Origin of the sequence: Candidatus Liberibacter sp., from assembly GCF_014048425.1 — a bacterium.
GTDB lineage: Bacteria > Pseudomonadota > Alphaproteobacteria > Rhizobiales > Rhizobiaceae > Liberibacter.
The window spans coordinates 20,789-42,580 of the sequence record NZ_JACETX010000003.1 but is presented as its reverse complement, the minus strand read 5'-3'; the positions used below and the strand labels follow the sequence as shown (position 1 = coordinate 42,580).

Sequence of the window (21,792 nt, the reverse complement as noted above, 5' to 3'; positions counted from 1 at the left end):
AGACGGTGATGAACTCGCCTGTGCTAGGGAGGCAGGAAATAAGAACCCACCACTCCAGAACTGCAACAAAGCAGGGATTATTAAAAAATATATAAAATGAAATCGACTAGTCCACATTAAGGAGATTCTAATAATGCAATCACATAAAGAAATCACTAAGTCGACAAAATAGGACAATCTTTGTAAGGAATTCCTCTTTGTCAATATAAAGTTACACTGCACGATTCTATGCCATAATATTCTAATATGCAAGGTGCAAAGCGATTTAGTTTAAATCTTAAAGATGTAATTTTTGCACATTCATTCAGATGATGAGGGGAGAATGCTTCCTGTGAAATTCGTGTCGCTAATATATAGATACAGAAGATTGGGAGAATGCATCTTGTAAAATCCGCCAATGGGTTCTTGCTAATAGAAACAAATTAAACAGGAGAGCCTGAAGATTGGTTTTTATTTTTTTTAGAGATAGTATCATCAACATGAGAATCAATCCGATAATTTTGATAGAATCCGACACAGAAGGGACAGTTGTTCCTAGTGTTTTTGTATTGCTCTTGCAATCAGTTTCCGGACCATATTCCTATGCAGTTCCGTTTGGAATTCAAGTTGAACTTGGATCCATTGTGCGTGTTCCCCTGAAATCACGTTCTGTGCTTGGTGTGGTTTGGTATAACAGATCAAAACATCAGATTGATGTGCGAAAATTGCGTTTTATTGAGCGTGTCTGTGACTGTTCTCCGCTTTCACAGAAAATGTGTCAATTCATCGATTGGGTTTCTAATTACACATTATCACCAATAGGATTGATAGCGCGTATGGCGGTTTCTGTCTTTTCAGAAGCAGAAAAAATGGAAGAAAAGATTCAATTTACTGGCGTTTTTCCTCAGCGTAACTCTCCAGCTCGTCTTCGTGTGATGGACAAGATTAAGGATGGGAAAATATGGCAAAAAAGAGAATTGCTTCGTGCTACAAAGGTATCGTCCGGCGTCATTGATGGATTAAAAAGGCAAGGAGTGATTGAACAGATTTGGGAGTTGCCTTCACCTGTTGTAGGAAAGCCTAATGTAGAATTCTTTTCGCCAAAATTAGAAAAGAATCAACAGGAAGCTGTCGCACAGCTTTTGCCTATATGTGCAGATGGTTTTTCGGTTTCACTTATTAGTGGAGTAACGGGTTCCGGAAAAACCGAAGTTTATTTAGAAGCCGTTTCTGAAGTTTTGTCTTTGGGTAAGCAGGTGTTGATTTTATTGCCAGAAATTTCTTTGACTTCCGCCATTTTAGAGCGTTTTCAAAAGCGTTTCGGGGTCAAGCCTGCAGAGTGGCATTCAGCTCTTTCTTTAAGTGTGCGTCAAAAAATTTGGAAACAGGTGCAAAGAGGCGAAATATTGGCAGTTGTTGGAGCACGATCTGCATTATTCTTATCTTTTAAAGAATTAGGTTTGATTGTTGTCGATGAGGAACACGATCCTTCTTATAAACAAGAGGATGGGATCACTTACAATGCTCGGGATATGTCCATTGTTCGTGGCAAAATTGAATCTTTTCCTGTTGTGCTTGTTTCAGCCACGCCGTCGATAGAGAGCCAAGTTAATAGCGTGTGTAAACGTTACGGCTGTGTCCACTTATCTTCGAGATACCGCAACGTTTCTTTGCCTGATTTACGATTAATTGATATGCGCAATCAATCACTGAAATATGGGAAATTCCTCTCTTTGGAAATGCTGAATAATATCAGAGATACTCTTGATAAAAATGAGCAAACTTTACTTTTTATTAATAGAAGAGGATATGCGCCGCTGACTTTATGTCAGGTATGTGGATATAGGATAAAATGTTCTTATTGTTCTTGTTGGTTGGTAGAACATCGCTCTCGGGGAAAGTTGCATTGCCATCAATGTGGTTATGTCGCGCCTTATCCAGAATCTTGTTCTGAATGTGGCGTTTCTGGACGTATGATAGCTTGTGGTCCTGGAGTTGAGCGTATTGATGAAGAAATACGGGGATATTTCCCTGCGGCGCGGATTTCTGTTCTATCATCTGATTTAGACGGAAGTGAAAAGAAACTGAGATCACAGTTGGAAGCTATTTCTAAAGGCGAAGTTGACATTGTTATAGGTACGCAACTCGTTGCAAAAGGGCATAATTTCCCGCGCATGTCTTTGGTTGGTATTGTTGATGGTTATTTCGGTCTTTCCAGTGCAGATTTTCGAGCTGCCGAGAGAACGTTTCAGCTATTATCACAAGTAACAGGTCGCGCTGGGCGTTTTGGCATAAAAAGTCTTGGGCTTATTCAGGTTTATCAGCCGATACATCCAGTCATGCAGGCTCTTGTTTCTGGTGATTCCAACGCCTTTTACGAAGCGGAAATTCAAGGGAGAAAAGATCTGTCCTTGCCTCCATTTGGTCGTTTGGCGGCAGTCATTGTTTCAGCTAGTGTGCGTCAAGAAGCAGAAACATATGTGCGTGAGCTAAAAAAAAGATCTCCTGTTAATTCAGATATTTCAGTTTTTGGACCAGCAGAAGCGCCGTTGTTTTTGGTGCGAGGACGATATCGTTTTCGCCTTTTGCTTCATGGGAAGAAGCGTAACGCTAATTTGCAAAAATTCTTTAGTTGTATGTGTTACGGCATGCCTAAGAAGCCAATTTCGTTGCGTATACAATTTGATATGGATCCACAAAGTTTCTTATGAATATCTGCAAGAAAACTACGGTTTTTGTGAGCATAAAAGATCGATGGAATAGCTTTATAGGATTGAGGGATTCTATCGTCAGGACAAGAAAAGTTTTTATGGAGTTTTGAATGTAAGTTTAATATTAAAATATATTGTTTACCTGATATAAATTCTCTGATATCCTTATAATATGTTTGTTGCGATTCAATGTGGTATTTAACAAAGAGTGATCTATCTATCTATCTTGGAAAGATTGTTCCTGATCAATGTGTGTTGCAATCAAAACAGTTTATGGATAGGTTTTTTAACAAAATGCATGCTTTAAATTCTGGAGTGAATTTATGATGGGATGGATATCTGTGGTATAGCATTTGAATTATCGTTGATTGTTTGTGTGGTCCAAAGAAACAGGGGATGATGCAGCTTTGTATAAAAAAGATATGGTTTTTTTTAATGAAAAGAAGATTTGTAGCTTTTATGGTGCAATTGATATGTGAGCAAATTATTGCGCGTTTGGCTGTCCTGTGTTAGACACGATAGGTGAGATTTTATTCAGGATATGTTTTTTGGTTTTTTATCTATTGGATTTTAAAATTCTATTTGATGGTAGAGGATTGGTGTAGGTGTCAGATCTATATAGTCTTTTTTCTGGTTTGCCTGGAAGATATGCTCATTCCTTGTTCGGAGTAGCTAGTGCTGAGGGTTTTTTGGAGAAAATTACAGAGGATATTGCTCTTTTGGAAACACTTCTTTCAGAATCTGTTGATTTTAGATGTTTCGTTACGAGCCCTATATATTCTATGAAAGACAGGAAATCTGTTGTTGATGATTTGATAAAAAAAGCTCATTTTTGTACGACAATGGGAAATTTTCTACAGCTTTTAGTTGTTAATGGTCGGATGTCAATTTTATCCTCTATTATCACGTCTTTTCATAGGGTATGCTCATATTATCGTGGTGAAGTTTTAGCTCGCGTCAAAACATCTTCAGGAAGTTTATCGTTGGATCAGCAGGATCAATTAAAGGATTTTTTGGGAAAAATGTTACGTAAGCGAGTTTTATTGGATATAGTTGAGAATTCTTCGCTTATGGGTGGTTTCGTAGTAGAGATGGGATCCACTCAAATAGATGCATCTCTTCGCGCAAAGTTTTCTAGGCTTGCGCTTATATTAAAAGAGGTTAATTAATGAATATCCATGCTGCAGAAGTCTCTGAAATTCTTAGAAATAGGATTAAGAATTTTAGCGATAGTGCGGAAATATCTGAGATAGGTCGCGTCCTTTCTGTTGGGGATGGTATTGCGCGTGTCTATGGTCTGGATAAAATTCAGGCGACTGAGATGGTTGAATTTCCCCATGGCGTTTATGGGATAGCTCTTAGTTTAGAGACTGACAACGTAGGTGTGGTGATTCTTGGTTCTCATGAGCATATTTCTGAAGGAGATATTGTAAAGCGTACAGGTCGTGTTGTTGATGTTCCGGTTGGTCCAGAGCTGCTTGGTCGTGTCGTGGATGCTCTTGGGAATCCGATTGATGGACGAGGTCCTATTAAGAGTACGCGTAGATCTCCTGTTGAGGTTGATGCGCCAGGCATTATAAAACGTCAGTCTGTGCATGAGCCATTGTACACCGGCATCAAAGCCATAGATGCGATTATTCCGATAGGTCGTGGTCAGCGTGAATTGATAATTGGCGATAGGAAAACCGGGAAGACTTCAATAATTTTGGATTCTTTTTTGAATCAAAAACATATCCATGAGAATGGTGAGGAAAAGGATAAGGTTTACTGTATTTATGTTGCAATTGGACAAAGACGTTCCACCGTGGCTCGGTTGGTTAAGACTTTGGAAGATCGTGGCGCTTTAGAGTATTCTATCATTGTCGCGGCAACAGCTTCGGATTCTGCATCAATGCAATTTTTAGCACCTTTTACAGGTTGTGCTATGGGAGAATATTTCCGCGATAGTGGTCGTCACGCATTGATTGCATATGATGATTTATCTAAGCAGGCCGTTGCGTATCGGCAGTTATCTCTTCTCTTGCGTCGTCCTCCTGGTCGAGAGGCTTATCCTGGAGACGTTTTTTATCTACATTCGCGTTTGCTAGAAAGAGCTGCGAAGATGTCGGATGCAATGGGAGCTGGTTCTTTAACCGCTTTGCCTGTCATCGAAACGCAGGTTAATGACGTTTCTGCTTATATCCCGACTAATGTGATATCTATTACAGATGGTCAGATTTTTTTGGAAACAGAATTGTTTTATCGTGGTATTCGTCCAGCTATTAACATTGGATTGTCAGTGTCACGTGTTGGTTCCTCAGCTCAGGTCAAGGCTATGAAACAGGTCTCGGGTTCTGTTAAGGGGGAGTTAGCTCAGTACCGTGAAATATCCTCTTTTTCAAAATTTGGTTCTGATCTAGATGTAGCTACTCAAAAGTTTTTAAATAGGGGAGAAAGACTTACAGAGCTTTTGAAGCAACCACAGTTTTCTCCTTTAAGGATGGAAGAGCAGGTAATAATGATATTCGCTGGGATTAATGGATATCTTGATGGGATTGAGCTGTCGCAGGTAAGTAAGTTTGAGCTAGAGTTTTTAGCTCATTTGCGGGTTTCGGCTAAAGAAATTTTGGAAGATATCAATGCTCAAAAGGTATTAACTGACGAAATCAGCAGCAGGTTGAAAAGTGAGCTTGATGCTTTTTTGAAGAATTTTTAACTGAGATATTGAATAATGTCCTCTCTAAAAGAGCTAAAGAATAGAATATGTTCTCTGAAAGAAACGCAGAAAATCACTGAAGCCATGCGGATGGTTGCGATTTCTAGTTTGCGCCGTGCACAGACTGCGATGAAGGACGCTTCCTTATATCAGTCCCGCATACAAGAGTTTCTTAGGATAATAGAGATTGATATAGATTCTGATGGGAGTCTGCCTGCTTTAGTTAGGGGCACAGGCAAAGATAAGACATATTTGCTTATCATTTGTGCTGCGGAGAAGGGATTGTGTGGTGGTTTTAACTCCCAGATTATCCGTTTTAGTAGAGATAGAATAGAAGAGTTCATTGCAGAAGGTAAGAAAGTTAAGATATTGGTGGTGGGGAAGAAAGGTTATGAAATTTTATCTCAAAAACTATCTTCAATGATTATTGATTATGTGAAATTATCTTCTAAACAGGGAGTGGATTTTATCCAAGCTCATAACATTAGTCGTAAAGTAATGTCTCTTTTTCAGAATGACGTTTTTGACTCTTGCTTTTGTATATATTCAGAGTTCAAATCGGTCATACAACAGGTTCCTGTAATGCGGAAGTTGATACCAGTAGATTTGGTTCAGGACTTTAAGGAAGGAAAAGATAAAAAAAGTGATATTTCATCTGTTTATGACTATGAATCGACTTTGCATTCAGTATTAAAAAAGCTTTTATTTCAAAATATTTCAGCTCAGTTATTTCAAGTTCTTTTAGAAAATGGAGCGAGTGAAGTGGGGGCAAGGATTACTGCTATGGATAATGCTACTCGTAGTGCTGGTCGGATGGTAGAAGATCTGGTTGTCTCATATAATCGTCAGCGTCAGGTACGTATTACTACTGAGCTTATTGAAATAATTTCAGGCGCAGAGGCAGTTTAAAACAATAAGGGATAGAAAAGAAGGAAACGCGCTCATGTCCACTAAGGCGGAGACTAGGAATTTTGGTACGATACGGCAAGTTATGGGTGCTGTTGTAGATGTTGTATTTGCGGACTCTTTGCCGGAAATTTTTGGTTCCCTTGAAACCAAGAATGGTGAATCTCGTGTCGTACTGGAAGTTGTTCAACATTTAGGCGAAAGAACAGTTCGATGTATTGCCATGGGTAGAACGGAAGGTTTAGTTCGAGGTGAGGTTGTTATTGATATTGGAACGCAGATTGTTGTCCCTGTGGGAGAGGAGACATTGGGACGTATCATGAATGTCATAGGAGAGCCTGTTGATGAGCAGGGTCCGATCGTTTCTTCTGAAAAACGTGCAATTCATCAGTCAGCCCCCTCCTATGTTGAACAATCACCAGTTTCCAATATTCTCACGACGGGAATTAAAGTTATTGATTTGATTTCTCCGTACCAAAAAGGTGGAAAAATAGGGCTTTTTGGTGGCGCAGGTGTTGGTAAGACTGTTTTAATTATGGAATTAATCAATAATGTTGCAAAGGCTCATGGTGGTTATTCGGTGTTTTCCGGTGTTGGTGAACGTACTCGTGAGGGAAATGACTTGTATTATGAGATGATCGATTCAAAAGTTAATATTGATCCAAGTAAGAACAATGGTTCGGCTAAGGGTTCAAAATGTTCTTTGGTTTATGGTCAGATGAATGAACCTCCAGGTGCTCGTGCCCGTGTCGCTTTGACAGGTTTGACAGTTGCTGAGCATTTTCGAGATCAGGGTCAAGACGTTCTATTTTTTGTGGATAATATTTTTCGATTCACCCAAGCTAATGCGGAGATCTCGGTTTCTTTGGGGAGGATACCTTCAGCGGTGGGGTATCAATCCACTCTTGCTACGGAGATGGGGGAGCTTCAAGAGCGTATCACAACGACTTTGACAGGTTCCATTACTTCTGTGCAGGCTGTATATGTCCCTGCGGATGATTTGACAGATCCTGCTCCCTCCACATCTTTTTCTCATCTTGATGCCACGACTGTCTTGTCACGAAAAATTTCAGAAAAGGGAATTTATCCCGCCATTGATCCTTTAGATTCGAGTTCAGTGATTTTAAGTCCGGAAGTTGTTGGTGAAGAGCATTACAACGTATCTCATATGGTACAGGAGATCTTGCAGAAATATAAATCTCTGCAAGATATCATTGCAATTCTTGGAATAGATGAGCTTTCTGAAGAAGATAAGTTGGTGGTTTCTCGTGCACGTAAGATTGAACGTTTTATGTCACAGCCATTTCATGTTGCCGAGGTTTTTACGGGATCTCCAGGCAAGTTTGTTCCTTTGGAAGATACGATTAAGGGTTTTAAGGGATTGGTAAATGGTGATTATGATCATTTGCCAGAGCCTGCTTTCTATATGGTTGGTTCAATAGAAGAGGCTGTTAAAAAAGCAGAGTCGTTGTCTCTTTAGTGTTCTCATTGGTTTTTCAGATTGTTTTTATATAAACTAAGATTTTATGGTTATAACATGCAATGTCTACAGTGAGTGATTTTTATTTTGAATTAGTTTCTCCAGAAAAATGTGTTTTTTTGGAAGTGGTTAGGTCTGTTATATTACCAGCTGTTTCTGGCGATATAACAGTTCTTATCGGTCATTCTTCCCTTTTGACGACTGTAAAACCTGGTATTATTACGATTGAGCTTCCCTGTGGAGATCTTCGTCGCTACGTTGTGTTTGAAGGGGTTTCAGATATTACGCCTTTTCGTTGTACGGTTTTATCTGAGACTATTTTCTCAATGGGAGAAGGATGCGTCGACACATTGAATAAAAGGATTGAGGAAATTCAGCATGATCTTGATGGTGGTAACCATGAGCCCTGTCAAAGATCTCAACTTGAAAATTTTTTAGTAGATTTATCTCGTTTACGTACGATTTTATAGCTAGTATTATATTTGTACAATGTAAAATACTATTGCAAATGATTTATGATTTGATATCTGAATAATAAAATAGAAAGACTAATCCCTTAAAATTTTGGTTTGAACATTTGGTATAATCAGATTTTTATCTACGAAGGATTCTTCTATGAGGGTGATGACGTCTAGAAGAATGAACAAGATGTTTTAAAACTGAGTTTTCTAAGGTGGATTTCAGCATAAATCCGAAGTCATTCATATTATAACTTTTATAATTATCACCCTTGCCTTTTTTATTGGAACTAGGGAGAGAGATATAATATCTATTCTGCCTACGGGCATACTATCAAGTAAATGCAGGAATATGCGATTGGTTTCTAAACCAGAAAAGGCAGTTATACGAAAAGAATTTGAAGAATTGTCTACTAGGTTGATCGCATAGATGCCTATAATGAAGATTCAAAAAAGAGAGATGAGAAGAAACAGAAGGGCATAGATGAGCTTTTAAATATCTTTCATGCCTGGTATTTTTTATGCTTATTGAGAAGAAAAAAAGCTATTAATGTTATTTCAGGGATACAAAGGTTCCTGTTGTGGAGTTAGGGATATGTTTTCCTTTGTAGCCCGACATGCATTATTTTCTAGGTTTGCATTCTAACATTAAAAAATTAAAAACTGAATACCTGTATAAGGATTTATAGGAACAGGGAAATTCCCTTTTTGAGAACGTTCATTGGAGGCTTTTATGTAATCTGGCAGTGGTGCGGGTGGTCGGAATCGAACCGACACTCTGTTACCAGAAACGAATTTTGAGTCCGTCGCGTCTACCATTTCCGCCACACCCGCTTAATTTTTTAATAGCATTTTTACAAAAGAAAAAAATTCACATAATACCTTGTAAACGTAGTAAGTCTCTAATGTCATAGACTGTTTTAAAAGTCCAGTCTCCTACTTAAATAATTTTTGTTAAATTCACAATACAGTTTATGTGTCTTTATGAAAAATCCATTGTATCTATGCCCTTTGCTAAGTATTCTCTTGAAGAGATTCAGGTGATATTTTGAGAGAGAGTTTTGGTTGAATATGGGTTGTGTGTGTGTTTTATATGATGGGTAATTTGCGATTTTTTATTGAGTATGATTTTTTATCACTCTTGAAAGAGTTGTGAGTAGACATATTTAGTGGGGGATTATTTTATTGGATAATGTAAAGGAAGCGAGAGATTCTTAATGGCAAATGTAGTGATAGTCGGCTTGCAATGGGGTGATGAAGGGAAGGGAAAAGTTGTTGATTGGCTTGCAGAAAATGCTGATGTCATAGTCAGGTTTCAGGGCGGACATAACGCTGGACATACTCTAGACATTGGTGGTGTGGTCTATAAACTGTCGATACTTCCTTCAGGTGTGATGCGTCCTGAAAAAATATCCGTCATAGGCGGTGGTGTTGTAGTTGATCCGTATACTTTGATCACTGAAATTGAAAATTTAGAACGTCAAGGAGTATGTGTTACACCCAAGAATCTCCGTATTGCCAATAATGCAACATTAATACTTTCTGTCCACCGAGAATTGGATGTATTACAGGAAGATTCTCTTTCTTATTCGGGCATCAAGATTGGTACGACTCAAAGGGGTATTGGCCCAGCTTATGAAGATAAAGTTGGTCGAAGAGCTATTCGCATGATGGATCTCGCTGATATGGAAAGTCTTTCAGAAAAAGTTGAGCGATTGTTAATACACCATAATGCATTGAGGCATGCTTTTGGTGCACAAGCAGTCCATTGTGACACAATCATGAAAGAATTAATATCTGTGAAAGAAAAAATTCTTCCTTTTATGGATGTCATATGGTTGCTTCTTGATCGTGAATCTCGTAAAGGATCTCGCATTCTTTTTGAAGGTGCTCAAGGTTCTCTATTGGATGTTGATCATGGAACTTATCCTTTTGTTACCTCTTCAAATACGGTATCAGCGCAAGCTTCGATTGGCTCTGGAATGGGTCCTAGTTCTTTAGGATATGTTTTTGGTATTGTTAAAGCTTATGCAACGCGTGTTGGTGAAGGACCTTTTCCTACTGAATTAAATGATGAGATTGGTATTTTTTTACGAGAAGCAGGCAAAGAAATTGGGACAGTTACTAGCCGTCAACGTCGTTGTGGTTGGTTAGACTTGGTTTCGGTGCGTCGATCGGTTATTATCAATGGTGTTAAAGGCATAGCCTTGACTAAGCTTGATGTTCTTGATGGGCTTGATGAATTAAAAATTTGTGTAGGATATCGAGTTGATGGTCGTGAAGTAGAATATTTGCCATATTCTTTTGATAAACAGGCTCGTATTGAGCCTGTTTATGTGGTATTAGAAGGTTGGAAGAAGCATACTTCTGCAGTACAGAGATGGTCTGATCTTCCTAGGCAAGCGATCGATTACATACGAAAAATAGAAGAGATAGTGGGTGTCCGGGTGGCTCTTCTATCCGTTGGACCGGGAAGGAATAATACTATTTGTTTGTCTGATCCATTTGAAGATTAGGAGCGTTTTTTCGCATAAATTTACCTCCAATTTTAAAAATTGGAGACAATAGAAATGTGATCAATGGTAAATCTTGTATCAGTAATTCGACGGGCTGTAGATAGTTTGCCTGAGAATACGCCCGATATGCGTTCTCAGATATATGAACGTGCTCGTAGTGCGGTTGTTCGACAGCTGGAATCTATGAAACCACGTCCTCCTGAGGAGATTTTAAATCGTCAATTTAGTAAATTAGAGAAGGCGATTCTGCAAGTTGAGAGGCAACAACAGAAGACAATTCGGACAGTAAAACAGGAGAGCAAGCGTGCTCTCTCTGAGAATAGTATTATTGATGTCAGGAATAGGAATTCTTTTCTCCATACGTCTCGGTTAATGACTGATTCTCCGATTGTTAAAAATCCAGATGGTAAGAGTATTCACAGCAGTCAAAAAGAAGCAGTTGTTCCATCTCTTCAGGAAAGAAAAAAATCAAAATTGAGCATTTCTTCAAGATATCTTTCCCAGGATCTTAGAAGTATTTTAAGTTCTTCTGCTTCTGCAAAATCGCAGCGTAGACAAGACAACTTGATTCTTCCTTCTGGATCGATTGGAAGTGGTTTGGATAATTTGAAGCTATCTAAGATTAAAGAAATCGCTTCTTTATCTATATCAATATTTTTTCTAGCAAAAAAAATCTTTTTGGATGCAATACGTATTATTTTAATGTCATGGCCTTTGTTATATGAGCGTCATATTTTGAGATATGCTGTAGTTTCATCAGTATTTTTAGGGATTTTTATAGGAACGATTTATTTATTTTGGTATGATCAAGGAAGTGTTGCTGGGATTTTAATCAAGACAGCAAAGAATGAGATTGTTGGAAAAAAGAAGATGCCAGGTTCTGTTCGTGCTGTTCAGGGAAAAATTACTCGAAGATTATTGGCAGATGGCTCTGAAATTGACATGGATTCTCGCCCTTTTTCTGAAAATTCTTCATCAGATAAAACTAAATTTTTACTTAAAAGTGTTCCAAGAAGCTATGGAATAGATAGTGTAAATGTATTGAAAAGCACAAAGTCAGAAGGGAAAAATACAATTGATGAAAAAGGTAGAAGTTTTGCTAAAAAAGGGAATGAAGATCCTTTTATTATTTTAGGGAAAGTATCTTGGTCACTACAAAAAGAAGAGAAAAAGGGATCAAAAGGATCGGTAATCAGAGGAGATATATCTGTTCCAGAAAATGAATTTTTGATGTCGCTTACTTTAAAGCGTAATCCTGATATAGCTTTATCTTCAACTCATTTAATGGAAATAGTCTTTTCTTTTCCAAAAGGATTGCAAGGAAGAGGTATTGCAGATCTACAACAAATATCTATGAAAAAAACAGAAAAAGAGCCACGTATTCTTTTGGAATCTAATATTTTCAGGATATCCAACGATGTTTATCGGATTTCATTGAAGCATCTTCCGGATAATCCTTACAGAAATTTGAATATTTTAGAAGAATACCAGTGGATAGAGATTCCAATTACTTATCAGAATGGTAGAAAAGCAGTATTGACTCTTGATAAGGGTCAGATTGGCACAGAAATTTTTAAAACAGTTATCCAAGAATGGAAAAATCAACCGTAAAAAGACTCGTATAATACGTCTTTAAGCTGATATAGATTTCTTTTTTCTCGCTATTTTTGGAATTGCTAGGATGTTTGATTTGTGAGGATTTTTTGTTAAGGTTTCTGCAATATTATTAAGCAGTCGTGAGCGAATTATACAGCGTGCACGCTAGATATATGCTATCATTGACATTAATTTTGCCAACATCGAAAGGGTACTTGGAAATTCGAAGTTTCCTGGGAATATTGGATTGATAAGGGTTTCCAATACGTTTTTTCGTGTTTATTGTATTCTCCTGAAGTCGCTTTTATGCGAAAAGATGTCGTTCAAGAATCCCTGTCATATTAAGGGTTTTTATTCAGTTTTAAAAACTAAAAGATTTTCTTGTTTATAGGATGTTTCTTCTGGATAATATCCGATTTAGTGGTGCGAATATTCTGGGATAATCCCTGCGTTTGCTTTTGCATTTCTTCTTGCACTTTTTCAAAAGCACGTACTTCTATTTGGCGTACGCGCTCGCGGCTAACATCAAATTCAGCAGACAAATCTTCTAAAGTTATAGGATTTTCGTGCAACCGCCGTGCTTCGAAGATGCGTCTCTCGCGATTATTTAATACAGACATGGAACGCGTCAACATGTTGCGACGATTTCGTAGTTCTTCTTTTTCTATAAGAATTTTCTCTTGGCTATCATGGTCATCTATAAGCCAATCTTGCCACTGACTAGAATCGTTTTCTGATGATTGTATAAGTTTATTTAAGGATTCATCTCCAGACAAACGACAGTTCATAGATATTACTTCTGACTCTGAAACGTTTAGCTTATGAGCTAGTTCCACGACTTGTTTTTGATTTAAATTTACATCGTTTACGGCTTGAATATGAGTTTTTAGACGACGCAAGTTAAAGAAAAGACGCTTTTGGTTTGCTGTAGTGCCGATTTTGACCAATGACCATGAACGCAAGATATATTCTTGCATTGAGGCTTTAATCCACCATATAGCATATGTAGCCAGGCGAAAACCACGTTCCGGATCGAATTTTTTAACTGCTTGCATCAAGCCTATATTACCTTCGGATATGACTTCTCCAATAGGCAATCCATAGCCACGATATCCCATTGCGATTTTTACGACCAGTTTTAGATGACTCGTCACTAACTTATGGGCAGCACTTAAATCATTATGCTCACGATATCTTTTAGCAAGCATGTATTCTTCCTGTTTTTCCAACATAGGAATTTTTTTTGTTTCGTGAATATAGCGACCGAGACCAGCTTCATTGCCTGCTATTATTGGCATTATTCTACGATTCATGGGTTTTTCTTTTGCCTTTTCATTGAGTAATTTTTGCTTTGATTATCAACTTCTGAAATCTAAAACTATACCTCGTTTTGAGGATACGATACCTGCGTCAATATATCAATATTCCGTTTATATTTGAATATTGGTAACACTTAAAAAAAACTTATTTTTTTCGCAATTCTTTAATTACAGTTAATATATCTTCGGGAATGGGAGTTTCAAAGTTCATGCGTTTATTTTGAAGGGGATGGTTAAATGATAAAAAATAGGCATGTAATGCCTGCCGCGAAAGGCCAGAAACTACATTTTTTACGGCGGAATCGAGAAGATTTTCTTTAGTCTTAAATCCTTTTCCATAAAGGGGATCACCAACGAGAGGATGTCCTTTATAGGCCATATGAACACGAATCTGATGCGTTCTACCTGTTTCTAAACAACATTTCAAGAGTGATATTGAGCAATTAGAATTGATGGTATAGCTTTCAATTGTTTGATAATGGGTTATTGCTCTATCCGCATCTTTGCTGTCTTCTCTTTTAACTGCGCGACGCAATCGATTTGATTTGCAACGTCCCAGCGGGGCATTAATTGTTCCGGAATCCGGAGATGGTTTTCCCCAAACCATTGCGTAATAGAAGCGTTTTAATCCCATGGTTAGTCCGTGATCGGCAAACTGTTCAGAAAGTTTTTGGTGTACAATATCGTTTTTGGCAACAACGATGATACCCGTTGTATCCTTATCTAATCGATGCACGATACCGGGACGTTTTATCCCATTGATACCTGAGAGGTTATCGCCGCAGTGATGTAGGAGTGCATTAACGAGAGTGCCATGCCAGTTTCCAGGGGCAGGATGAACTACGAGACCTGACTGTTTATTAACAACAATTATATCATTATCTTCATATAAGATATCAAGAGGTATATCTGCGCGATCTATATTGGATGGCTGTAGCTCTGGGACAGAGATAAAGAAGTTTTCACCAGGAAGAACCTTGCGAGCTGGATCAGAGGAAACCACGCCATTGACACAAACTGAACCGTTTGCAATGAGCATTTTTACGTGCGATCGTGAAAATTTCCCATTTAAATTAAGAGTGAGCCATTTATCCATCCTTCCAGATGCATAATTATCAGATAACAATGAAATCTTGACAGCCAAGGAACTGTCGGATGTAGCCTTCATAGCATTTTTCTTAAAGGTCATATTGCAAAGAGGTCAACGATAATATTAAAATATTCTCATAAACAAAGAATCTATGCAAGTGCCTGTGATTTTTTGGCATCAAGGAAATATAATCAATTTTTGCAACACGGCTCAATAATATATTTAAAATAGGTTGATTCGGATTTTCTTGGTAAGGGACGCAATGGAATATCGGGTATATTGATTTAGATCACGTGAGATATGAAAGATATTTTTCTTTGGCGCTACTCAAACGGTGATAGGATTCATGTCTTAAATTTTAATTTTGGATTCATAAGGTGCAATAGAAAATTTAATAGAATGAGCAATGTAGTAGTTTTTGCGAGAGAATGCGAATACTTTGATTCTATTATAAAGAGCTTTTTTATAAGTTATGAGGAGCGTTTTTTGGAATATCTTCAAATCATGATTCAGATGATAATCTTGTATTGTCGGGAAATGAAGAAAGCGGAAATTGACTTTTAAAAAAAATTTCGTTGGGAAAGATATTGGAACATTCTTCGTGGACATGTGTAGAATCTGGTGAAAGGGTATATCGTGCGCCTCTTAGATTCCAATAATCGCCATGCCTTGCAATATAGAAAAGATTATAAGAAGCTTGAGGTTTTTTAGTTTTTATTCTATGAGAAGCTGATGCGATGCCCACAACAGGTGTCCGTCCTCCTGGGCTTTGAATCCAATGAAGGCTATTGAGATGTGTATGTCCGTGTAGTATTAGTTCTGCTCCTTCACACAAGATCATGTCTTTAAAGCGTTGGATACCAAACATGCGATTGTATATGGAAGTTGTGTTTAAAACAGGTGGATGATGCATCATAACGACTCGAAAGATGCCGTCCTTATTGGCTTTTCGCAAAATTTTCGCCGTATCCTCAGCTTGTTTTGGTCCAAAGTAGCCATTAGCGGTGAAAGGTGGAGTCATTATCGCGGTAGAGCAGCCAATTAAAGCAATATTATTGCGTATGCGTAAATAGGGGAATAATTTCTTTTCTGTACACGGAATATCGCTTGTAATATAGTTGCGCCATGCATGCAGAGACTTCATTTGTGATCCGCTTGCATAAGCATCGTGATTTCCAGGGATAATTGAGATATCGTGAGGATTTCCAATGCTTTCGAGCCAATGCGTAGCAGCGGACACCTCTCTGTTATTTGCTAGATTAACAATATCACCTGTTATGGAAAGATGATCAATGTTGCGCGTTGAGATGTCATTGACCAATAAATCAACAGCCGTTTGAGAAAAATGTTTTTTTCTATTGAAATGCCAATTTGCTAATCCAACTAGTCGTTTTATGGATAATTCGGTGATAGTTGGAGGACAGCTGAGATGAATATCTGACATATGTGCAAGTATAAACATAGTAGAAAGTATAACCTTTTATTCCATTCAGTAAATAGGCATGTTTTGGCATCCTTATATTTTGCAGGATTTTTGTTCTGATTCAGACACAATTATTCATGCAAAAAGAAATTTTTAAAAACATCCAGTAAGGTGAAATAGACCAAGATATGCAAAACAATTTTTACGGATAGATATGTTTCTTCTTCTGGATACTCCATACTATTATAAGATGATAAACTGTTTATTCCTTAAAGATAAAGGCTTGTATTTGTTGTATTCTTGTAGGATGTAAACGTTGAATTGCTTGAAATAAGGAAATATTTTTTATGTTATGTGTTCAGCATATAATAATCGATAGTGATGAAGGAGGAATGCGTTTTGATCGTTGGTTTAGGATTCATTATCCTCATATCAGTTTTGGTAACCTTCAAAAATTATTGCGTTCTGGTCAGATAAGATTGGATAAAGGACGTATCAAGTCGAATGATCGTGTTCAGCCCGGACAAATAGTACGAATTCCCCCGGTTATTTGCGCCACGTCTGCGACGCAAGGAAGTCGTTTTGATCAGTCCAAGAATTATTCGGATAGTTCGGAATTTTTAAAGCGCATTTTGCTTTATGAAAATAGCAAGATTTACGTGTTCAATAAGCCACCAGGAATTCCTGTTCAGGGTGGTTCAGGGATTACTCGCCATATTGATGGTATGTTGGAATCATGGACCAATCTCAAAGGGGAAAAACCGCGTCTTATTCATAGGTTGGATCGGGAAACTTCCGGAATACTTATTGTTGCTCGTACACGTGCAGCAGCCCAAAGTCTTACAGAATCTTTTCGAATGCGTAGGGTGCGCAAAGTATATTGGTCTTTGGTCAAGGGAATTCCAAAACAAAGTGAAGGACGTCTTTCTAGTTGGTTAATGAAGAGCAGACAAGCTGGAGGGGATTACGTAAAAGTCGTTGAGCAGAACGAGGACGGTGCTAATCATGCGATTTCTTGCTATAAGGTCATTGATACTTTTGAACAACAGTTTTGTTGGTTAGAAATGCAGCCTCATACTGGTCGCACACATCAGTTACGTGTGCAGGCTCTTCAGATGGGGCATCCGATTATAGGAGATAAAAAATATTATATCGAAGATCATGATGATAATTTTCTCAATAATATTCCAAATCAATTGCATTTACATGCTCGTTATATAGATTTTCCTTATCCTGAAGGAGGGAGGTTGCAAATGACAGCTCCGTTGCCTTCACATATGGCTAAAACTTGGGATCTCTGTGGTTTTAAATATGGTACAGACATGCCAGTGGAGTAATTTTGAAACGTTCAAGTATGTACAAGATTTTATACATGCATAAACTGTATAGGAATGGAATAAAGACGTATAATCAATAACTTACGCAAAAGTAAGACTAAATCGGACTCAGTATTTTCAATAACTTACAAAACGCTTAGTCTTACCTTTTTAGGTGTGATCTGCTATCATTTTGGCAGTTTTATACGCTAGTTTTTTAGCGTTAAATTCACGTGTATACACACAATTACAATAAACGACTTGATCTTCAAAATGCTCTCTGTAATGCCGTAACTCATCTTCGATATCGCATAGTCGAGTATAAAACTCATCTCTTTTATTTATTCTAGCTTTACATAAAGCCCTATTGCGTATCCCATTCATTTTAAAAACCACAATCATAGATATATAAAACTAAACTATAGATTGCATCTTAAAACATGACTTAAATAATTAAGTCAAGATTTATTTGCTGAAATATTATGAGATCCTCCGTTTTGACCCTTTTGATGTTATAAGCCTCTTTTCGCAAGACGTTATAGGGCTTATTTTAGGCTTCTGATTCACGGATGGAATCGTTAGAAAGAGGGCTTAAAAGGTGCGGGATAGGAATCTAAAAGATGCAGGGAAATCCACAACATCGGATTCAGGGTTAGGGGTTTATTAAGAATTTGATATTGCTTGTGATTTAAGTTAACATCCAAAAAGTGTATCCAGATAAGATAAATAACCTTTATTGCAAGGGCAATTTCTTCTCTTCAAGAGAAAGACAAAACCATTCTACAATGCCTCTATAAACCCAAGCATTTTATTCATTTCCGTAGTTTATTTATCGTTTCCTTGTTATTTTATGGAGAATTTCACCTTTTTTCTCGTTTGTTATATGCATATGCCTTTGTCGTTTTTGTATTGTAACTTTTAATGACATTGATTGAGATGATCAGACAAAATATGTCGTTTTCCGACGTGGTTCGCTGTGCTAATAATTTTTTCTTGTTCCATACGTTCAACGAGTAGTGCAGCTCGATTGTATCCGATCTGCAGACGACGTTGGATAAAGGAAGTTGAACATTTTTTATTGCTTATTACTAATTCAACTGCTTTTTCGTAGAGTTTACAAGGAGGCTTTGCCTCCTCGGAGCTCCCATTTGGATTCGAATTGTCCTTTTCACTATTATCGGCGATTACAGTCTTGAGATATTCAGGGTTGCCTTGTTCTTTGAGATGTTGAACAACCTCTTCTATCTCCAGGTCAGATATAAAAGGTCCGTGAACGCGCTGAATACGTCCCCCTCCAGACATATAAAGCATGTCTCCTTGACCAAGAAGTTGTTCAGCTCCATGTTCTCCTAGGATTGTTCGACTATCAATTTTTGAAGTCACTTGAAAGGAAATACGAGTGGGCAAGTTTGCCTTTATTGTTCCAGTAATAACATCTACGGAAGGTCGCTGTGTTGCCATAATTAAATGAATACCTGCTGCACGTGCCATTTGTGCTAAACGTTGAATTTCTCCTTCGATTTCTTTTCCTGCAATCATCATCAAATCTGCCATTTCATCTACGACAATAACAATATAGGGCATAGGCGTAATTATGTCTTTTCGATGTTCCGGAGATTTCTCGCTTTTATGAGAGGAGGAATTCTTTTCTGCATTCATTGCGGTGATACGTTCATTGTATCCCTTGATATTTCGTACAGAGAGTTGTGACATTTTGCGATAACGTTCTTCCATCTCACGAACTGCCCACTTCAAGGACATAATAGCTTTTTTAGGATCTGTGACGACTGGGGTTAGAAGATGTGGAATTCCATCGTAAATAGAAAGTTCTAACATCTTGGGATCTACCATTATCATACGACATTCATCGGGACGAAGACGATAGAGTAAAGACATGATCATGGTGTTTATGGTGACAGATTTCCCGGATCCGGTAGTGCCTGCCACGAGAATATGTGGCATTTTGGCAAGATCAGCTATGAGAGGCTCTCCGCTAATTGTTTTCCCCAAGCATAAAGCTAATTCTGCCTTTGAATTTGAAAATCTTTGCGATTCAATGATTTGACGAAGATAAACGGTTTCTCGAATATCGTTAGGTAATTCTATACCGATAGCGTTGCGTTTAGGGATTATGGCGACGCGTGCTGATAAAGATGACATGGAACGTGCAATATCATCTGCCAACCCTATGATTCTTGAAGACTTGATCCCTGGAGCTGGTTCAAACACATAAAGGGTAACTACGGGACCAGGATTTACGTCGATGATTTCACCCTTAATGCCGAAGTCTTCGAGAACATTTTCTAAAATTTCAGCACTTCTTTCCAAGTATTCCGGAGTGATGGTTTTTAAGTGTGTATTTTGTTTTTCCCGTAAAAAAGAAAGTCGCGGTTTCTCATAATTTTCCTCTCTTTCCTGTGTTTCTTGTGCAGTTTGATGGATCATATGCTCAGATTTTTTTTCAAAGGATATAGGCTTTTTACAGGCGCAATTTTTCAAAATGACTTTTTGATCATTTTTCACGATGGAGATGGTAGGTATGCGAAGAGAGACTGGTTCTTCTTCTTTATGAGCTTTTGCTGTTTGGAATTTTTCTGTAACACACTCCGGATTTCCTGAGTGATTTTCGGGTAATGTTGGTGGGGTAGTATATACGCGAGATTTTTGTTCAATGAAGGAAATAAGAGGATTTTGAGTAGTGTATCCTTCAAAAAAGGCAAAATCTGATAACCAAGAAAGTTTTTCAGGAATTGAAAGAAATTCTCGTCTGGGAGGAGAAGATTCGCTTGCTGATTTGGTGTTTTCTGAAGAGAATTGAATCGTCACTTTTTCCAAGATACGCTTGACACTGGCTGTGTCTTCTTTTGTTGCATGCAGTTTATGCGACTCGGTTTTTGAGCTTGATTGATTTCCTTCAGTGGAATTCATCATAAGTTGGGTTTTTAAATTAACGAGAGAACTGGTGGATTTTAAGTTTTCTTCTGTCCATTGTACGTTTGGATATCCTCCAAGAATATCGTTTTTTATCGCTTTAGGATTTTGCAAGAGAGAATTATTGTGATGGCGATTAAGTCCGTTTTCGGGAGTGCGTGTGAATCGAACATTTGGAGCTAGGAGAAATGCCTTGTGCCATGATGGTAGGGAAGAAAGTCTTAGATCAACTTTCTTGTGGGTTGGATTGTTCCAGTATGAATCAATTTTTGAAAGTTTCATGTTTATCACTAAGGTTAATTTTCTCTTGACCCTGAGAATAGGGAAAATCGGTTAATAATTTATTGCTGGAATACAGTTCAACGGGTCTAATATATAAAATATGACGTAATTTGTACGATTATGAATAGGGGTGCCAATATTTATAGACTTTAAGGATATTGGACATCATGAGAGATTTTTTCATGTTCCAAGCGCGATCATTAGTCAAGGGAAAATGCGATATCTCCACTTGCCTCACGGATATCAGCAAAATAGTTCGAAGGCTTGCGCTTAAAAGCCGATTAATATTCTTTGGAAGTTTTGGACTATCGGTTATGTCCATATAGGTTTTAGATGTCTTTATGAGTACAATGATCACGGTGAAAAGAGCAGATGAACTATTTTATACAAGACTCTTCAAAGTGCGTAAGCCAAGTGCCCAAAGCCTTGCCAGTTTTACTGTTTTCTATCATCAATTAGATATCAGGACAAACAATTGAATTCCTAATAGAATCGAAGTCTTTATCTCCTATCTGAGGATTAAAAAAATTTACGTTCCCCTTGATTCATTCTGTATATCTAGTCATTGCTATTTGTCGATATAAAAATATTTTCTTGCCTTTTCGTCAAATCTGGAATCTCTCCTTATTTCAAAGAACTCGTCGCACGCGAATTTTTCAGATCAATACGCAAATCCAAGGACTGCATTTCTTTCGGCAAAACATTGAAACTTTCCAGAATGTTGGTATCAGAAGAATTCTTTCCTTGAATAATAGTTTCATCAACCTTGGTGTGATTTGCAATATTATCAGACTTAATCATACGTATCTCTTTAAAAATATAAGATGTACTCGAGGATTTTAAAGTTTTTAGTCCATTCCAGCTATTATATATTTTATTTTTAAGCTGGGTGTTAGAAGGTGTCGTTCTAGTACGCTTTGCAAATGTTTCTATATAGAAGACTGGGAGTATGCTTTTCATGAAATTTGCAAATGGATATTGGCTGGAGAGAAGCGACTACAGAGATTGGGGACATCCGAAGAGAAGTGGAGGAAGAATTTCTGTTAAAAGGTTAGGGATGGGTATAGATAAAACACTATAGAATCAATGC

16 protein-coding genes and 1 tRNA gene are annotated in these 21,792 nt (G+C 37.8%); 10 read left to right on the top strand and 7 right to left on the bottom strand.

The window, feature by feature from the left end:
• Positions 1–479: 479 nt before the first annotated feature.
• The 6 genes from H0G72_RS00855 to atpC all read left to right on the top strand — a co-directional run bounded on the left by H0G72_RS00855 (position 480) and on the right by atpC (position 8,241).
• Positions 480–2,690 (top strand): primosomal protein N', encoded by a 2,211-nt coding sequence (locus H0G72_RS00855; RefSeq protein WP_182016676.1) that lies wholly within the window; start codon positions 480–482, stop codon positions 2,688–2,690.
• A 605-nt stretch (positions 2,691–3,295) separates the two neighbouring features.
• Positions 3,296–3,859 (top strand): ATP synthase F1 subunit delta, encoded by a 564-nt coding sequence (atpH, locus tag H0G72_RS00850; RefSeq protein WP_182016674.1) that lies wholly within the window; start codon positions 3,296–3,298, stop codon positions 3,857–3,859.
• Positions 3,859–5,385: a F0F1 ATP synthase subunit alpha gene (atpA, locus tag H0G72_RS00845; protein WP_182016672.1), complete on the top strand. Its 1,527-nt coding sequence runs from the start codon at positions 3,859–3,861 to the stop codon at positions 5,383–5,385. Before atpH ends, atpA begins: the two co-directional genes overlap by 1 nt.
• A 15-nt stretch (positions 5,386–5,400) precedes the next feature.
• Entirely contained in the window at positions 5,401–6,294 is an 894-nt protein-coding gene (locus H0G72_RS00840; RefSeq protein WP_182016670.1) for a F0F1 ATP synthase subunit gamma, read from the top strand.
• 34 nt (positions 6,295–6,328) lie between these two features.
• Positions 6,329–7,771, top strand: a complete 1,443-nt coding sequence (gene atpD / locus H0G72_RS00835; protein WP_182016668.1) for a F0F1 ATP synthase subunit beta — start codon at positions 6,329–6,331, stop codon at positions 7,769–7,771.
• Positions 7,772–7,833: 62 nt separating this feature from the next.
• Positions 7,834–8,241: an ATP synthase F1 subunit epsilon gene (atpC, locus tag H0G72_RS00830; RefSeq protein WP_182016666.1), complete on the top strand. Its 408-nt coding sequence runs from the start codon at positions 7,834–7,836 to the stop codon at positions 8,239–8,241.
• 735 nt (positions 8,242–8,976) lie between these two features.
• Here the strand turns inward: atpC and H0G72_RS00825 are convergent.
• A tRNA-Leu gene (locus H0G72_RS00825) sits at positions 8,977–9,063 on the bottom strand.
• 383 nt (positions 9,064–9,446) lie between these two features.
• On the opposite strand from H0G72_RS00825, the gene H0G72_RS00820 reads away from it, so the two are divergent.
• Positions 9,447–10,745 (top strand): adenylosuccinate synthase, encoded by a 1,299-nt coding sequence (locus tag H0G72_RS00820; protein WP_182016664.1) that lies wholly within the window; start codon positions 9,447–9,449, stop codon positions 10,743–10,745.
• A 63-nt stretch (positions 10,746–10,808) separates the two neighbouring features.
• Positions 10,809–12,356, top strand: a complete 1,548-nt coding sequence (locus H0G72_RS06390) for a hypothetical protein (protein ID WP_182016662.1) — start codon at positions 10,809–10,811, stop codon at positions 12,354–12,356.
• Positions 12,357–12,709: 353 nt separating this feature from the next.
• Here the strand turns inward: H0G72_RS06390 and rpoH are convergent, their stop codons facing one another.
• The 3 genes from rpoH to H0G72_RS00800 form a co-directional block, all read right to left on the bottom strand.
• Positions 12,710–13,654, bottom strand: coding sequence for an RNA polymerase sigma factor RpoH (rpoH, locus tag H0G72_RS00810; protein ID WP_182016660.1), 945 nt, complete (start codon positions 13,652–13,654; stop codon positions 12,710–12,712).
• A gap of 151 nt (positions 13,655–13,805) precedes the next feature.
• On the bottom strand, positions 13,806–14,828 hold the full coding sequence (locus H0G72_RS00805; protein ID WP_182016658.1) for an RluA family pseudouridine synthase: 1,023 nt from the start codon (positions 14,826–14,828) through the stop codon (positions 13,806–13,808).
• 424 nt (positions 14,829–15,252) lie between these two features.
• Entirely contained in the window at positions 15,253–16,212 is a 960-nt protein-coding gene (locus tag H0G72_RS00800; RefSeq protein ID WP_182016656.1) for a metallophosphoesterase family protein, read from the bottom strand.
• A 308-nt stretch (positions 16,213–16,520) separates the two neighbouring features.
• Here H0G72_RS00800 and H0G72_RS00795 point away from each other — a divergent pair, with 308 nt between their 5' ends.
• Positions 16,521–17,510, top strand: a complete 990-nt coding sequence (locus H0G72_RS00795; protein ID WP_182016654.1) for an RluA family pseudouridine synthase — start codon at positions 16,521–16,523, stop codon at positions 17,508–17,510.
• Positions 17,511–17,660: 150 nt separating this feature from the next.
• Here H0G72_RS00795 and H0G72_RS00790 read toward each other — a convergent pair whose 3' ends face one another.
• The 3 genes from H0G72_RS00790 to H0G72_RS00780 form a co-directional block, all read right to left on the bottom strand.
• A complete protein-coding gene (locus tag H0G72_RS00790; protein ID WP_182016652.1) occupies positions 17,661–17,873 on the bottom strand; it encodes an adenine-specific methyltransferase EcoRI family protein in 213 nt (70 codons plus the stop codon).
• Between the two features lie 534 nt (positions 17,874–18,407).
• Positions 18,408–20,702, bottom strand: coding sequence for a DNA translocase FtsK (locus H0G72_RS00785; protein WP_182016650.1), 2,295 nt, complete (start codon positions 20,700–20,702; stop codon positions 18,408–18,410).
• Positions 20,703–21,326: 624 nt separating this feature from the next.
• A complete protein-coding gene (locus H0G72_RS00780; protein WP_182016648.1) occupies positions 21,327–21,503 on the bottom strand; it encodes a hypothetical protein in 177 nt (58 codons plus the stop codon).
• Positions 21,504–21,660: 157 nt separating this feature from the next.
• Between H0G72_RS00780 and H0G72_RS06190 the strand changes: the two genes are divergently transcribed.
• Positions 21,661–21,783, top strand: a complete 123-nt coding sequence (locus tag H0G72_RS06190; protein ID WP_259345075.1) for a hypothetical protein — start codon at positions 21,661–21,663, stop codon at positions 21,781–21,783.
• Positions 21,784–21,792 lie beyond the last annotated feature (9 nt).

What these genes read in the sequence shown, in the direction of transcription:
- H0G72_RS00855 (WP_182016676.1), top strand. Translation starts at nt 480, where the DNA reads ATGAGAATCAATCCGATAATTTTGATAGAATCCGACACAGAAGGGACA.
- atpA (WP_182016672.1), top strand. Translation starts at nt 3,859, where the DNA reads ATGAATATCCATGCTGCAGAAGTCTCTGAAATTCTTAGAAATAGGATT.
- H0G72_RS00840 (WP_182016670.1), top strand. Translation starts at nt 5,401, where the DNA reads ATGTCCTCTCTAAAAGAGCTAAAGAATAGAATATGTTCTCTGAAAGAA.
- atpD (WP_182016668.1), top strand. Translation starts at nt 6,329, where the DNA reads ATGTCCACTAAGGCGGAGACTAGGAATTTTGGTACGATACGGCAAGTT.
- atpC (WP_182016666.1), top strand. Translation starts at nt 7,834, where the DNA reads ATGTCTACAGTGAGTGATTTTTATTTTGAATTAGTTTCTCCAGAAAAA.
- H0G72_RS00820 (WP_182016664.1), top strand. Translation starts at nt 9,447, where the DNA reads ATGGCAAATGTAGTGATAGTCGGCTTGCAATGGGGTGATGAAGGGAAG.
- H0G72_RS06390 (WP_182016662.1), top strand. Translation starts at nt 10,809, where the DNA reads ATGGTAAATCTTGTATCAGTAATTCGACGGGCTGTAGATAGTTTGCCT.
- rpoH (WP_182016660.1), bottom strand. Translation starts at nt 13,654, where the DNA reads ATGAATCGTAGAATAATGCCAATAATAGCAGGCAATGAAGCTGGTCTC.
- H0G72_RS00805 (WP_182016658.1), bottom strand. Translation starts at nt 14,828, where the DNA reads ATGAAGGCTACATCCGACAGTTCCTTGGCTGTCAAGATTTCATTGTTA.
- H0G72_RS00800 (WP_182016656.1), bottom strand. Translation starts at nt 16,212, where the DNA reads ATGTTTATACTTGCACATATGTCAGATATTCATCTCAGCTGTCCTCCA.
- H0G72_RS00795 (WP_182016654.1), top strand. Translation starts at nt 16,521, where the DNA reads ATGTTATGTGTTCAGCATATAATAATCGATAGTGATGAAGGAGGAATG.
- H0G72_RS00790 (WP_182016652.1), bottom strand. Translation starts at nt 17,873, where the DNA reads ATGAATGGGATACGCAATAGGGCTTTATGTAAAGCTAGAATAAATAAA.
- H0G72_RS00785 (WP_182016650.1), bottom strand. Translation starts at nt 20,702, where the DNA reads ATGAAACTTTCAAAAATTGATTCATACTGGAACAATCCAACCCACAAG.
- H0G72_RS00780 (WP_182016648.1), bottom strand. Translation starts at nt 21,503, where the DNA reads ATGATTAAGTCTGATAATATTGCAAATCACACCAAGGTTGATGAAACT.
- H0G72_RS06190 (WP_259345075.1), top strand. Translation starts at nt 21,661, where the DNA reads ATGAAATTTGCAAATGGATATTGGCTGGAGAGAAGCGACTACAGAGAT.